Raw genomic sequence first — 12,937 nt, 5'->3', positions numbered from 1 at the left:
TGGTAGACTTGGAAAGTCTGGAGGAGCGCTTATACAGCAATTTTTACTAATATTAGCACTAATATTTAACCCATCATTAGTTAGTTTAGAACCTGGTGAAGCATTAATATCCCTTTCATCAATTTTATTTATTATATTTTTGGTAATAATGATAATTTGGTTATTGTCAGTTGGGGTGCTTTCAAAAGAGTTTAATAAATTAACTAAAAATAAGAAAGATTAATAAACTTAGGTGATTTCAAGTTAAAAAGAAACTAAAATATATAAGATTGAAAAGTATTATATATAACAATATTAAATTGTAGTGAGTTATAAATAATAAGGGTAGGTAATTGATTTTTTCTTCATAATGATTTTAACAGCAAATTAATAAGAGGTCAAATATGAATAATTTAAGTTATAGTCAAGCATCAATTATAGGTATAACTGCAGGAATTTTTATTCCAATTGTATACTCAGCTTATGGCTATTTTTATAAAAATAAATTTATTTCCAACGATCACTATAGTAAAGTTAGTGATTTTTCTCCTAATGATGTATGCACTGTATTTCAGAAGCAATGGGGTGTTACTAATGCTAGTAGTATAAAGCCTATACTCTTTACTATAAATGTTGGCCCATGTGTTGTTATTGCAATTTTTGAGGAAGACATTAGCAATTCGACTTTTAATAAGGCTGCTCTATTTCATTATGATGACAATACCAAGCGTGAGGATCTTAAAAAAATTTTAGATATTTGTATAGAAGTTTTTAATTTTGATCTTAATGCTTTAAAAGTGTTATTAATTGGAGGATGGAGTAAAATTCCTGAATCAAAAAAATTAGTTGATTTTATTGAAAATTTTTTTACTAACATTAACATAAAACCAAATACAGATAATTTGCTTTCAGAAACTAATGTATTTTCTGTAGTAGGTATAGATGCACGTACTGGAAACATATTGTTATTAGATAAAGAAATAAATAAGGCTACAAAACAAGAGGAAAAGTGGTATTATGATTCTTTTGATGTAGAAGTTTATAGTAGTTACATAGAGCCTTTTATAATAGCTTATAATCAAAAAAATATTGACAAAAATCCTATGTATACTCAAATTGATGAAATTCAAAATTCAGGTACTAAATTAAGTTATACTTGTCAATGTTATGAAAGCTATAGTAAGCAATATCAAGATTGTATGTATTATAATGATTTGGTTGATGCTACAGTATAGTAGTAACAAACTACGTTAATTTTGCACAAAATAATATTTGTAATAATTAAAAAATATAGAAGGCTGAAAAGGAAAAATAGGTTAAAATAAATATATCTAGCGTTTATGATATTAGTTGTATCTCAAGCCCGTCACCTAATAAATATAATACATAAGTTATGTTTTTACCTAAAATTTATGTACAAGTCAATGTTATGCATTTGATTATAGCATAATTTTACAGTTCTTTCTTGTTTATCTTCTTACCGTTCTGCAGTGCTGGTCTTGCCTGTTGGTACATGAAAGTTTTCTCTAGGCGTGACTTTATTTATAAAATTTGTTACTTGTCCTGGTTTGTCAGTTAATGGTCCCTTAACCCTTTCTACAAAAGTTGTTTCTTTTGATTGATTATTATCTTGCTTTTTTAGTGAATTTCCTAGAGATTCTATTTCTTGGCCTGCAACACGTGTTTTTTCCGCAATAGATCTGTCTACCTCATCATAGGACATCAGTGGTGTTATGGATCCACCAGTATAAATGGTATCAACTACTGAACCTGCCTCATAAATTTTAGTTCCAAGATCTAGATCAGAATATCCTAAAGCAAATCCAGCTCCGGTTGCTACCATGGAAGCATAGCCTAGAGCAACCATATAAGGATCATCTTGCCTATTTGCTGCTTTTGCTTCATATAATCTTGCTTTTTCTGTAATCACTCCCATTACAGATGATCTAATACTTGATTGTAATAGATCCCAATCCCTCAATATTTTTTGGTAATAATCTTTGGAGATATCATCAATCTGTTTCTGTACCTCCATTGATTCCAGACCTTTAAGGACATTTTGTTGTTCTTTAAGTGCAGCCTCCATATCTTTGTTTCCGTTGTTATATGCTTCTTCTAAAGCTTCTATTCTTTCCTGAGTGGTTTTTATTGCTGCCTTTAACTGATTATCAAATTCTGACTTTTGTGCAGAATGATTAAATTTTACCAATTCTTTATCCCACTCATTTTTACAGGTTTCAAGTGCTTCATTTGTTTTATTATTCAAATGATTTTCTACAGTGTTAAGATAATCTCTTAATTTGTTTTCTATATCTTTTGAAGTTGCGTTATGCCCTATCTCAGGAAATTTAATTACTTCATCAATATCTTTAAATTTTTCCCTATTTTTTTCGATGCCCAACTCTACAGCATTTTCTAAATTTTGCTGCATTGCATCATATGTATCTGCTAAATCAGGAAATAAAGTACGTACTGATGCTATTTCCATAATTTCTTGCTCTGTATTTTGTTGATCTCCTCTGTTTGGCGCATGATCTTTAAAGCTGTCAAGTTCTTTTGCTCTTTTAGCTAATTCTGTATTTAGCTTATGGTTGAATCCGGTTCTAGCTCTAAGATTGGTTCCAAGAGACACTGCTGTATGTAATCCAAAAGCTATTTTTGCAACTATAGCTGCACCAGGTGCTAAGGGAGTAGGAGTAAAAGAAGCGATTGATGCTGATGTTCCAACCCCATATATAGCAACCATATAAGGATTTCCAGTTACTTTGCTTACCTCTTCTTGACGTAGTTTAGCTTTTTCTGAAACTACTGCTGCTACTGAAGATCTAACACCACTTCTCAATTCTTCCCAATTTTCTGACATTTCATTATAAAGTTTGCTAGAAGCCCTATCAAATTGTTGTTCTTTTCTCATTTCTTGTAATTCTTCTAGGATATTATATTGCCTTCTTAAAGCAGCTTTATTACTAACTTTATCTTTCTCCAATTCACTTATTTTTTCTCTAGTACTATCTATTGCTGTTTGAATACGCTCATCTCCATTCATTTTATTCCACAACTTATCTGCTGCATTTAAAGCGTCTTTTCTCCAGATTTTTTCACAATCTCTCTCAGCAATTCTTCTACTCCGTTCTAGTCTTTCTTCTGCTCCATTGATATATGCGTCTATTTTATCTCTTACAGTTCCTGGAGTATCATCATCTCTAATCTCTGGAAATTGAATTTTACTAATATCAAAACTCTCAACTCTTGATTGATTTTCACTGTGGACTGCACTTCTAGATTTTTTAAAAAAACCCTCCATACCATTATTTAATTTTTTTACATCTGGAAATGAGCTATATATTTCTCTTCTAATTGAGGCTTTTTCTCTTTTTTTCTCTTCTTCACGAGCATTCTCAATATCTAAGAAATACTTTGCTTTGGATGACCGAACATCAGCTCTCATTTTCTCCCAATTTTTATTCATCTTTAAATAAAGTTTTTCTACTGATTTATCAAACTGCTTCTCTGGTGATATGGACATTAATTTTTGAAGAATTATTTCTTGTTTTCTGAGCTCAGCTTTGACTTCTTGCATTGTTCCATTTTCTCGTCCTCTATGGCTGTAGGCTTTTTCTAATTCATCAATTTTAGATTGTGTCTTTTCTATAGCTTCTCTAAGGCTTTTATTAAAATTTGATGTTTGTGGGGAATTTTCAATTTCTCTCAACCCCTTATTTAGATTTCTTTCACAATCTCTTTCAATAATTCTTCCAATTCCCCTAACTTTTCCTACTGCTTTATCAACATCATCACGTATTTTTTGTTCAGCACTCTCAAGACTTTCATATGCTTGAATCTGCATAAAACCTGGGAAATCACTTTCCCTATCATCAAGAACGTTTCTTTTAACTTCTTGAAGCTTTAAATTGTTTGGAATAAGAGCTGACTCTATACTTTGATCAATTGAAACTTGCATCTGATCATATTCTCTCATAAGTTCAGGAAATAGACCGTGCAATTCACTTCTAGCTTCTTGTTTTTCTGATTTCCCCATAATAACCCCACTATAATATAGTATTTATAATTCAACAAAAAGTCTAATTCACAAAAATAAAATTAAACTAATATAAACTGTATACTTTGAAGTATATCATTTTAAAATTATAAAATAAATCATATATAATAATTAAAATGTGTGGGAGTGTTCATAAAGCATAGAGATTATAAGAAATATCTTTATTGAAAAACATAATGAGGGTTAATCTGAGCATTTCTAAAGATTTACTAAACCTTTTAGTCCGTCTATTAAGTCGTGCTAGCATATCACGTAATGATAAATTAAAACTTTCAACCAAAGCAGTTTCTGATTTTCCTATAACATGATGCTTTGCTATTTTATAAAAACCATAAGTTTTATTCCCATCAGTGCACATATAGTTAATTTCCTTGTACTTTGACTCCAATTCTATTGCCATATCAATATAGTTTTCCTTATCTTCATTCCCTACTCTAAACGAAACAGTTTTGAATCTGTCCCTATCAACAGCAGTCCATATTCTGGTATATTCTCCTTCCATCTCTCCTGTCTTCTTATTTCTTTTAGGTTTTTTTAATATATGTATACAATTCGTCTAATTCTAGTATCTCTATTCTATCTTCCTTCTCTTTCACCATTTCTTCAACTATCTGCCCCGCTTTCTTTATCCATGAAAATTCTGTAGATAACGGTATCTTCAATATATCCGCTATTATTCTTATTCCACAATTATTCAAGTACATTCTTATCACTAGCTCCTTTTGTCTATTTTCATATACAACACGTTTATCTCCCATGGTGTAGTTATATCCACATCTCTTACATCTATAACGTTGCTTTTTCTTCATCTTTCCATTATTTATCCATATATTTGATTGGCACTTTTTGCAGATTACTCCCATATTTCACCTCCCCCCTTAGTTATTATACTTCTTAACTTTAATAACTTTTTTCATTTTGTCTATGCTTTATGAACACTCCCAAATGTGTTTTATTGTATAAAAATGAAATTTACCTAAATAATTTCATGAAAAATATCATCTTCTATTATATCTGTTATTTTTTTATTACCTGGTAAAATATTTTATACTCTTTCATTATATCAAGTGAAGTTTGCTGAATAATTATTAGTGATAACTTTTTATTTTAACTGTAATTAACTTGGTTTAAAATATATTTCAGAAATATATCTTCTTCCTTTTTCAGCTCTTTTAAGTTGAACTATTACATTAACAACTTGCATTATATATTCTTTTATCTGATTTGGTGGTAACCCAAGTCCGGCTTGCATAACCATTAATTTTAATTGTTCAATTGCCATCAGTGGAGTATCAGCATGTAATGTTGAAATTGAACCAGGATGACCAGTATTAATTGCTCTTAGAAAACTAAATGCTTCTGCACCTCTAAGTTCACCAACAATAATTCTATCTGGCCTTAAACGCAAACATGCTTCTATTAAATCTTGTGTAGTTACTTTTGCTCTACCTTGGCCACCTTTAGAAGCAAGTAAATGCAATCTATTAGGATGATCATTAAGTACTATCTCTCTAGCATCTTCGCAGGTAATTAAACGTTCATCATGTGGTATTTCACGTAACATAGCATTTGTAAAAGTTGTTTTACCAGTTGATGTACCACCACTTATAATAATATTTTTTTTACTAATTACTGCATGCGTTAAAAATTCTTTAATCTTTTTTTCTTTTAAGTATTGATTTAAAATATCATCGTTTTTATCAACTACTTTTTCTATAGCTGTATTATCAAATGCTCCAAGTTTTTCATATGCATCTAAGTCAAGATTCATTGTTGATGGCTTTCTTATCGAAATGCCAATTGTACCTACTTCACAAGCTGGAGATATTACAACTTGTATTCTAAATCCATTAGGTAAAGTTCCTGATAATAAAGGATTTTCTTCACTTATTATTTGTTCGGTAGATTGGGCAACTAGTAAAGCAAGTGATTTTAAATGTTCAAAAGTTAATTGTGGAACATTTTCTTTTCTTATATCACCTTTATTTTCTACCCATGCTTCTAGAGGTCTGTTGATAGAAATTTCATTTACTCCATCTTCATCAAATAATAAATATAGTGGTTTTAAATATGTTTCAAGTGCAGTAACATTCAGGCTCATTTGTTATTTAATTTTCTATTTTGTAATAATGAAGGTGGTGGAAAAACAAGATCTCTTTGTACAAGAATATTGATTATCGTTCCTTGATTAACTGTAATAGTTGGATTAGTGGAAAATGAATCTTGAATCATACTTTTTGTTATATCACTAAATTGTTTAGTACTATCAGTTATTGCTTGAGATACAGGATCACCAGTAGTAGTAATTGTTATAGATCCATCAGTACCTTTATTTGTAGTTGAGCTTGAACTTGAATTTTTGATATTAGAAGCTTTTTTAGCAGCTTCAGCAGCAGCAACTGGTACAACATAAGATACTAAGAATGCGTTTCCAATTTTTCTCCAGAAATGATCATAAATATTTCCAGCAACACCAGGCCTACCTAGTTGATCTACTCCTTGAGATTTAATTTCTATATCAAGCCCATCTGGTCTGATTAATCTATTCCATATTACCCCAACTCTGGTTTGTCCACCTTTTACTTGAGAAGTGTATGTGCCAATTAACCTAGATCCTTTTGGAATCATAACATCTGTTCCTTGTTCAGCATATATATCACGAGAAACTATTGCTCTTAGCATTCCTGGTATATCTGTGTTGATTGCAGTCTCAAGAACAGCATAAATAATTTTTCCTTGAATAATTGTTCTATTTAAATTAGTAACTTCTGTAGCTTTTACAGTAGGTGCTATTGTTTTTCCTATTACTTCCCCGTCAAGTGCTCCATCACCAAAACCCAAGAAGTCTGATGTGCTTTTTTAGAGGAAGATTTATTATCTTTATTTTTGCTGTCTCCTCCAAGCAATCCTCCACCGCTGCCACCACCTCCAGAAACCATTATCCCTTGTTTCATTTTAGCTTCTATAGCCATTTGCTTTTTCTTTTTTTCCTCACTGTCATCTGAAAAAGGTGACCTAAATATTGTTTTTGATGAAGAATCATCATCATCATCACTGTTAGTATTTAAACTTGGAGGTAATGGTAAAGTTGGTTTTTGAGGAATTAATGGTTTTTCAGGAGGTGGAGGAGGTGGGGGAGGTGGTGTTGGAGCTTGAACCTGAGGAGCTTCAATAGATTTAGAATCTTTATTTAAATCTTTAATTTCAGAATCTTTATTTACTTCAGGTACTGGCTTAGAAGTTTTTAAAATTTGCTCTTTTTCCTTTTTATCTACTGGTTCAGATTTAACTTTATCTTTAGAGTCATTTCCTTCAAAAATAAAATAATATGCTATTAATACACCTAAAAGTATAAAAAATATTAATAGGAATTTTTTTTGGGTTGAAGCAATAGATACGGAAGAAAAGGTAGTATTTTTATTTACTGCTTCTTGATCTGATGCTTCTTGATTAGCATTATTATCAGTTATATTGGTATTAACATCTTTTACTTGTTCTTCTTGTGCCATAAATTTAATTTATGTAATTTTTATTAGTTATTTCAATAACATTATTATTAAAACTTAACTCTAAATGTTTTCCTATATTATCAATTACCAAATAATCACCAACTATGTTTGGTTTAATTTTAAGAACTTTATTATTTTTGATAACTTTGATAAAAGGTTGTTTAAAAGTGATGTCTTTATCATAATATATATATGTTTTTAAACCATCATCAAATACTTTAGAAGGTAAGTACTTTACTGGGCCTACCATTTCATAATTGAAATTATATGGTTTTACTTCAAGTATGTCTTGTTTATCATCATTTTTCTTAATCTCTGGATAATCAATTTTTTCATCTGGACTTGGAAAATAAAATCTTGCTACATAAACTAATTCGTTATCTACATAGCCAGAATATGGTTTTGATTGAACTTCAAATTGATATACTCTTTTGTTTGTTATGATTGTCATATTTGTTAAAATATTATCTTCAAGAGGTTTAATAAATAATCTATTATCAATTGGGATTAATTGCCATGCATAGCTATTACCAGTTGTAATTGTCTTAATTTCTTCATCTTTTTCAAATTCTACGCTTGTTTGAAAATTAAAATGTACTACTAATCTAAAAATTTCATTAGGATTATATATTAATGTTTTTATTCTACTATCAGTGGAAATAGGGTTGTCACTGGCAAAAATAAAGCTAATGGCAAATAAATACCAAAAACTTATTAAACATATTTTTTTAGCTATTTTCATCGTTCATTCTAAATAACGTTACTTGGAATCCTAAAGGATTTATTAGCCTATCTTGCTCGCTCATATTTAAGTTAAAGTAATCAAATTCCATATAAATTATCTTATTCATAACCATATTAATTTGTCCAGAAACAGTTAAATTAATTCTAATTTGTGCAGATGTGTCTGAAGGAAAAATAATTGATTTTAAGCCTACTGTTCTATATGAACCAGAGCCATACAAGTTATATGGACTTGAAGGGTTATTATAACCAAATTTATTTCTATAATCACTATAATAAACACTAGAACTAGATAAAACTCTAACTACATCGTTAAAATTTCGATTGAAAGTTTCTGAATAATACTCTTCTCTAGCTCTAATATACTTCATTATAAAATACCTCTTTATTGATTCATTTGCAGAATATGTTTCAATAGAAAGTGGCTTTACTACTGTTGGAACGCCGCTCTTTTCTTCAATTTCTATAACAAAAGGATCTATGCTTTGAGTGTTTTTTAAGTATCTGATAGTACTAAGTGCTACAAGAATTAATATAAAGCATAAAAGTAATCCAATTAATAATAAGTTTCTTTGTACAATTGCAGATTGAAATTTATCATCTTTCCAATTTTTTAACTCTTTATTATTAGTTAAGAAATTAATTGGATTATTTTCTTTACTTTCATTAGCATCTGTATTTTTTTTAAAAAATTTTTTAAAATTCATAATTATCAATTAAAGTTTAATGTTATTTTTAGCAAAATCCCAATTTAGGTGAAATTTAATAACATTTTCTAAATAACTTAATCTGTCATTTTTATAATCAATATAATATGCATGTTCCCAAACATCAATTGTTAATATTGCAATTTTATTGTGTAGCATTGGGCTATCAGCATTGTATGTTTGCATTATTTCTAATTTTTTGGTATTGGGGTTTTGTACGAGCCAAATCCACCCACTTCCAAATAAAGTAACTCCTGCTTCAACAAATTTCTTATAAAATTCTTCAAAACTATTAAAATCTTCGTTAATTTTATTCAATAAATCACCTGGAGGTGGATTTTCTTTTGGCGATTTATTTTGCAATAAGATATCCTTATCTAATTTTTCTGATTGTTTATTTTTATCTAATTCATTTACATGAAGGTCATCAATTATTATCTTTTTTCTAATTGAATCCCAATAAAAGTCATGATTCCAAATTTGTGCTGCATTATTAAAAATCTTAGTATCCTTAGAGATATAAGATTTTTTTATAATATCTTCTAAACTTAAAGATTCATAAGGAGTGCCTTCAATAAATTTATTTAATTTGTCAACGTAACCTTTATGATGTTTATCATAGTGAAAATCTATAGTTTCTTTTGTAATAGTTGGCTGCAATGTATTTTTTGAATACGGCAAGCTTTTAAGTTTTATCATTTTAGTATAAAATAATTAATATGCAATTAAACATGAGATTAATAACCAAAGTTTAAATTTGCAAGAAATATCGTCTTGTTTTATATAATTTTTGGTGCAATTATTTATGAAAATAAATATTTAATTAATTATGATAAAAGAAAAATCTACAATCACAGTTTTTGGAGGAAGTGGTTTTATTGGTGCTAATCTAGTTAAAAAGCTAGCTAAATTAGATTTTAAAATAAATTTGGTGCAAAGCCATAATAATGAACATAATTATTTATATATACATGGATTTCCTGGACAAATTTGCAATATTAAATTTGAAAATACAAAACAATTTTACGAAGAAATTTTTAGCAATACAGATTATATAATAAATTTAATTGGTATTCTTAGAGAAAGTAATGATAGGACTTTTCGATATTCTCATATAGATATTCCAAAAAATATCTCTACTTATGCAGATAATTTAGCAATTAAAAAATTAATTCATATATCATCTTTAGGTATAGAAAAAACCTGTAAATTCTCTGAGTATGCAAAAACAAAACTTAAAGGAGAAAAAGTAATTTTAAAAAATTACTCCAAAGCAACAATAATTAGGCCAAGTGTAGTATTTGGTAACGCAGATAAGTTTATAAACAATTTAATAAAGCTAATAAGAACTTTTCCATTTTTTCCATTGGTTAATAAAGGTCATGTATTTTTTCAGCCAATTTTTGTTGAAGATTTAACTGATATTATAATAAAAATATTATTAATGGAAAATGCAGATTTTTATGGAAAGATTTATGAAGTAGGTGGGCCAGATAAATTAACTCTCTTGCAAATAGTAAGTGAAATATATAAAGCTCTAAATCAGTCTCCACGGTACTTTTCAATAAATCATAGCATAATGAAAACAATTTCTTATCTTTCTAAGTTAATTAAATCATTTCCAATAAATCCAGAAGAAGTAGATTTGCTTTTAATAAACAATATTATAAACAATGAGAATTTAGCTGATAAATTAAAAATAAATACTACTCCGTTAAATTTTTTCATTCAAAAGCAATTATATAATATTACAAGTTGACAAAATTTAAAATTTGAAGATATTAAGATAATGGTAAAGCTAAAATTTATATGCCGGATTAGCTCAGTGGTAGAGCAACCGCCTTGTAAGCGGTAGGTCGTCTGTTCAAATCAGACATCCGGCACCAAAATTTGAGGGAATATGTTTGAAAAGAAAATTAAAGCAAATATAATGATCATCGAAGATGATGAAGAGATTACAAGTAAAATTAAAGAATCTTTAGAAGATAATTCTTTTAATGCGTACATTTTAAATGATGGAATAGAAGCAGTAGAAATAATTAAAGACAATGAGCCTGATTTAGTGATTCTTGATTGGCTTTTACCTGGTAAATCTGGAATAGAAATATGTAATGAAGTAAGAAAAATTACTTCAATTTCAAGCATTCCAATATTAATGTTATCTTCAAGAGGTGAGGATTTTGAAAAAGTGATAGGCCTTGACAATGGTGCTGATGATTATTTAACTAAGCCTTTCAACGATATAGAACTAATAGCCAGAATAAGAGCATTGCTTAGAAGAATTAGACCAATTTTCTCAGAAACAAAACTTGAATATGGCAATATAGAGATAGATTCTAAAACTCATAAAGCTTATTATAATAAAACAGAATTAAAGTTATCACCTATAGAATTTCAAATACTTCAAATTTTATTAGAAAAACCTGAAAAGGTTGTGCCAAAAAGTACTATAATAAATAAAATTTGGGGTGTTAAAGTTTATGTTGAAGATAGGACTATTGATGTTCATATAGCTAGATTGCGTAAAGCTATATCACGTGTAAGTAATGAAAAATCAGAGCATATTAAAACAGTGAGATCAGTTGGATATATTCTTGAATCACTAGATACCTCAAATCAATATGATAAATAATAGTATTGTTAATGCTTTTAGTGATTCTATAAATTCCGGTAACCCTGCTGCTGTTTATATTGTTAATGCTTTTCCAAGTTCATACGCAATGCAAGAAATAGCAACAAAGAATAATTTATCAGAGACAGCTTTCTTAAAAAATATTAACAAAAATCAATACCAAATACGTTGGTTTACTCCAAATTCAGAAGCTCCAATTTGTATTCATGCTACTTTGGCTTCAGCATATTGTTTATATGAGAATGATTTAGTTAATTATAATGATTCAATAGAGTTTTTAAATTTAAATAATAAATTTATTGCATCTAAGACTTTAGATTGGATAAATTTAAATGCACCTAGTATAGAAATAAAAGCAATTCAATCAAATAAATTAATTAATGAGATTTTGAAAAATTGTAATGTAGAATACTTAGGCTTATCGGAAAATATTCTTTTTGCAGAGTTAAAAGATAAGAATGAAGTGAGAAATTTTAATCCAAATTTAAATTTGATTTTAAAATTACCTTATAGAGCATTATTAATCACTTCAAGAGATGATGAATATGATTTTATATCTAGGTATTTTGCTCCATCGGTTGGTATTGATGAAGACCCTGTGTGTGGTTCTGCACATTGCAGATTAATTCCATATTGGGCTAAAAAACTTGGCAAGGCCAGTATGATGGCATATCAAGCTTCTAAAAGAGGTGGGGTAATAAAATGTCAGAATTTAACAGATAAAGTGATAATTTCAGGAAAAACTATCACTGTCAGCTGATATAGCTAATTCCTTATAAATATAATTACAATTTCGCTCGTTGCTCATGTGAGTTTACCATACTTTGCTCCCTCTCTTAATGTACTTAAATTAACCCGAACTGCAGATAAGAAATAAGAAATTTATAACAAATTTTGCCGTCATGAAGCACAGCGTCCCTCATAGTCATCACGAAGGAGAGCTTTAGCTCGACTGTGGTGATCCAGAATTGTTGTCGCATTTACATTTGTTGATAGTTTTCCTGGATTGCCGCGAGCATTAAAATGCTCTCGCAATGACTATATTGTTAATTAAAATTGTATTCAAGTATTTGTATATAACAGTTCTTTGCCTTTTACAAAGCAATTTTTATCTGCAGCTCGGGTTAAATTAAAGTTATTTAGCTATATAGAATGGCTATAATAATTCAGCATAATGTGTTGTTTCATCATTTTGAGTTAACATCTCTTCAGTACTATTATTTAAGTTTAGTGAGTGCATTGCTATTCCCATTCCTTTTGAATCGTTTATGTATAGCATTGGCAGTGTATCTTCTTGCTGGATGCT

General features: G+C 29.0%; 14 protein-coding genes and 1 tRNA gene. 6 read left to right on the top strand and 9 right to left on the bottom strand.

Translation table 11 applies throughout. The features are described from left to right. Both h2es_RS03720 and h2es_RS03715 read left to right on the top strand, forming a co-directional pair. A partial coding sequence (locus h2es_RS03720; RefSeq protein WP_268258910.1) for an Npt1/Npt2 family nucleotide transporter occupies window positions 1-223 on the top strand: 223 nt, incomplete at its 5' end. 160 nt (window positions 224-383) lie between these two features. Continuing rightward, entirely contained in the window at window positions 384-1,214 is an 831-nt protein-coding gene (locus h2es_RS03715) for a hypothetical protein (protein WP_154511543.1), read from the top strand. A gap of 242 nt (window positions 1,215-1,456) precedes the next feature. On the opposite strand, the gene h2es_RS03710 is transcribed toward h2es_RS03715, so the two are convergent. The 9 genes from h2es_RS03710 to h2es_RS03670 form a co-directional block, all read right to left on the bottom strand. Beyond that, window positions 1,457-4,018, bottom strand: coding sequence for a hypothetical protein (locus h2es_RS03710; protein WP_154511541.1), 2,562 nt, complete (start codon window positions 4,016-4,018; stop codon window positions 1,457-1,459). Window positions 4,019-4,169: 151 nt separating this feature from the next. Continuing rightward, complete coding sequence (locus h2es_RS03705) at window positions 4,170-4,541, bottom strand: IS1 family transposase (RefSeq protein ID WP_154511539.1); 372 nt, start codon at window positions 4,539-4,541, stop codon at window positions 4,170-4,172. A gap of 22 nt (window positions 4,542-4,563) precedes the next feature. After that, window positions 4,564-4,902 carry an IS1/IS1595 family N-terminal zinc-binding domain-containing protein gene (locus tag h2es_RS03700; protein WP_154511537.1) on the bottom strand — a complete coding sequence of 113 codons (339 nt, stop codon included), beginning with the start codon at window positions 4,900-4,902 and terminating at the stop codon, window positions 4,564-4,566. Between the two features lie 254 nt (window positions 4,903-5,156). Further along, complete coding sequence (virB11, locus tag h2es_RS03695) at window positions 5,157-6,140, bottom strand: P-type DNA transfer ATPase VirB11 (protein WP_154511535.1); 984 nt, start codon at window positions 6,138-6,140, stop codon at window positions 5,157-5,159. Beyond that, a complete protein-coding gene (locus tag h2es_RS03690; RefSeq protein WP_154511533.1) occupies window positions 6,137-6,880 on the bottom strand; it encodes a TraB/TrbI/VirB10 family type IV secretion system protein in 744 nt (247 codons plus the stop codon). The genes virB11 and h2es_RS03690 overlap by 4 nt, the downstream gene beginning before the upstream one ends. After that, window positions 6,844-7,548, bottom strand: coding sequence for a hypothetical protein (locus tag h2es_RS03685; RefSeq protein WP_154511531.1), 705 nt, complete (start codon window positions 7,546-7,548; stop codon window positions 6,844-6,846). The genes h2es_RS03690 and h2es_RS03685 overlap by 37 nt, the downstream gene beginning before the upstream one ends. 4 nt (window positions 7,549-7,552) lie before the next feature. Further along, window positions 7,553-8,290 carry a TrbG/VirB9 family P-type conjugative transfer protein gene (locus tag h2es_RS03680; protein ID WP_154511529.1) on the bottom strand — a complete coding sequence of 246 codons (738 nt, stop codon included), beginning with the start codon at window positions 8,288-8,290 and terminating at the stop codon, window positions 7,553-7,555. Continuing rightward, window positions 8,277-8,999 (bottom strand): VirB8 family type IV secretion system protein, encoded by a 723-nt coding sequence (locus tag h2es_RS03675; RefSeq protein WP_154511527.1) that lies wholly within the window; start codon window positions 8,997-8,999, stop codon window positions 8,277-8,279. Before h2es_RS03675 ends, h2es_RS03680 begins: the two co-directional genes overlap by 14 nt. 9 nt (window positions 9,000-9,008) lie before the next feature. After that, window positions 9,009-9,698, bottom strand: a complete 690-nt coding sequence (locus tag h2es_RS03670; RefSeq protein ID WP_154511524.1) for a superoxide dismutase — start codon at window positions 9,696-9,698, stop codon at window positions 9,009-9,011. A 130-nt stretch (window positions 9,699-9,828) separates the two neighbouring features. Between h2es_RS03670 and h2es_RS03665 the strand changes: the two genes are divergently transcribed. The 4 genes from h2es_RS03665 to h2es_RS03650 all read left to right on the top strand — a co-directional run bounded on the left by h2es_RS03665 (window position 9,829) and on the right by h2es_RS03650 (window position 12,391). Further along, the gene (locus tag h2es_RS03665) at window positions 9,829-10,758 is read left to right on the top strand and encodes a complex I NDUFA9 subunit family protein (protein ID WP_154511522.1); all 930 of its coding nucleotides are present in this window, start codon (window positions 9,829-9,831) and stop codon (window positions 10,756-10,758) included. Window positions 10,759-10,810: 52 nt separating this feature from the next. Then, window positions 10,811-10,885, top strand: a tRNA-Thr gene (locus h2es_RS03660). Between the two features lie 14 nt (window positions 10,886-10,899). Continuing rightward, entirely contained in the window at window positions 10,900-11,631 is a 732-nt protein-coding gene (locus h2es_RS03655) for a response regulator (protein ID WP_154511520.1), read from the top strand. Then, the gene (locus h2es_RS03650) at window positions 11,621-12,391 is read left to right on the top strand and encodes a PhzF family phenazine biosynthesis protein (RefSeq protein ID WP_154511518.1); all 771 of its coding nucleotides are present in this window, start codon (window positions 11,621-11,623) and stop codon (window positions 12,389-12,391) included. Before h2es_RS03655 ends, h2es_RS03650 begins: the two co-directional genes overlap by 11 nt. Window positions 12,392-12,937 lie beyond the last annotated feature (546 nt).

It is taken from the genome of Rickettsiales endosymbiont of Trichoplax sp. H2 (assembly GCF_009690945.1).
In the GTDB taxonomy this organism is placed as follows: Bacteria; Pseudomonadota; Alphaproteobacteria; order Rickettsiales; family Midichloriaceae; genus Aquirickettsia; species Aquirickettsia rohweri.
This window is presented reverse-complemented; position numbering and strand designations above follow the sequence as displayed.

Excerpts from the sequence above, each read along its gene's own strand:
- h2es_RS03715 (WP_154511543.1), top strand. The coding sequence starts at position 384 with ATGAATAATTTAAGTTATAGTCAAGCATCAATTATAGGTATAACTGCA.
- h2es_RS03710 (WP_154511541.1), bottom strand. The coding sequence starts at position 4,018 with ATGGGGAAATCAGAAAAACAAGAAGCTAGAAGTGAATTGCACGGTCTA.
- h2es_RS03705 (WP_154511539.1), bottom strand. The coding sequence starts at position 4,541 with ATGGAAGGAGAATATACCAGAATATGGACTGCTGTTGATAGGGACAGA.
- h2es_RS03700 (WP_154511537.1), bottom strand. The coding sequence starts at position 4,902 with ATGGGAGTAATCTGCAAAAAGTGCCAATCAAATATATGGATAAATAAT.
- virB11 (WP_154511535.1), bottom strand. The coding sequence starts at position 6,140 with ATGAGCCTGAATGTTACTGCACTTGAAACATATTTAAAACCACTATAT.
- h2es_RS03685 (WP_154511531.1), bottom strand. The coding sequence starts at position 7,548 with ATGGCACAAGAAGAACAAGTAAAAGATGTTAATACCAATATAACTGAT.
- h2es_RS03680 (WP_154511529.1), bottom strand. The coding sequence starts at position 8,290 with ATGAAAATAGCTAAAAAAATATGTTTAATAAGTTTTTGGTATTTATTT.
- h2es_RS03675 (WP_154511527.1), bottom strand. The coding sequence starts at position 8,999 with ATGAATTTTAAAAAATTTTTTAAAAAAAATACAGATGCTAATGAAAGT.
- h2es_RS03670 (WP_154511524.1), bottom strand. The coding sequence starts at position 9,698 with ATGATAAAACTTAAAAGCTTGCCGTATTCAAAAAATACATTGCAGCCA.
- h2es_RS03665 (WP_154511522.1), top strand. The coding sequence starts at position 9,829 with ATGATAAAAGAAAAATCTACAATCACAGTTTTTGGAGGAAGTGGTTTT.
- h2es_RS03655 (WP_154511520.1), top strand. The coding sequence starts at position 10,900 with ATGTTTGAAAAGAAAATTAAAGCAAATATAATGATCATCGAAGATGAT.
- h2es_RS03650 (WP_154511518.1), top strand. The coding sequence starts at position 11,621 with ATGATAAATAATAGTATTGTTAATGCTTTTAGTGATTCTATAAATTCC.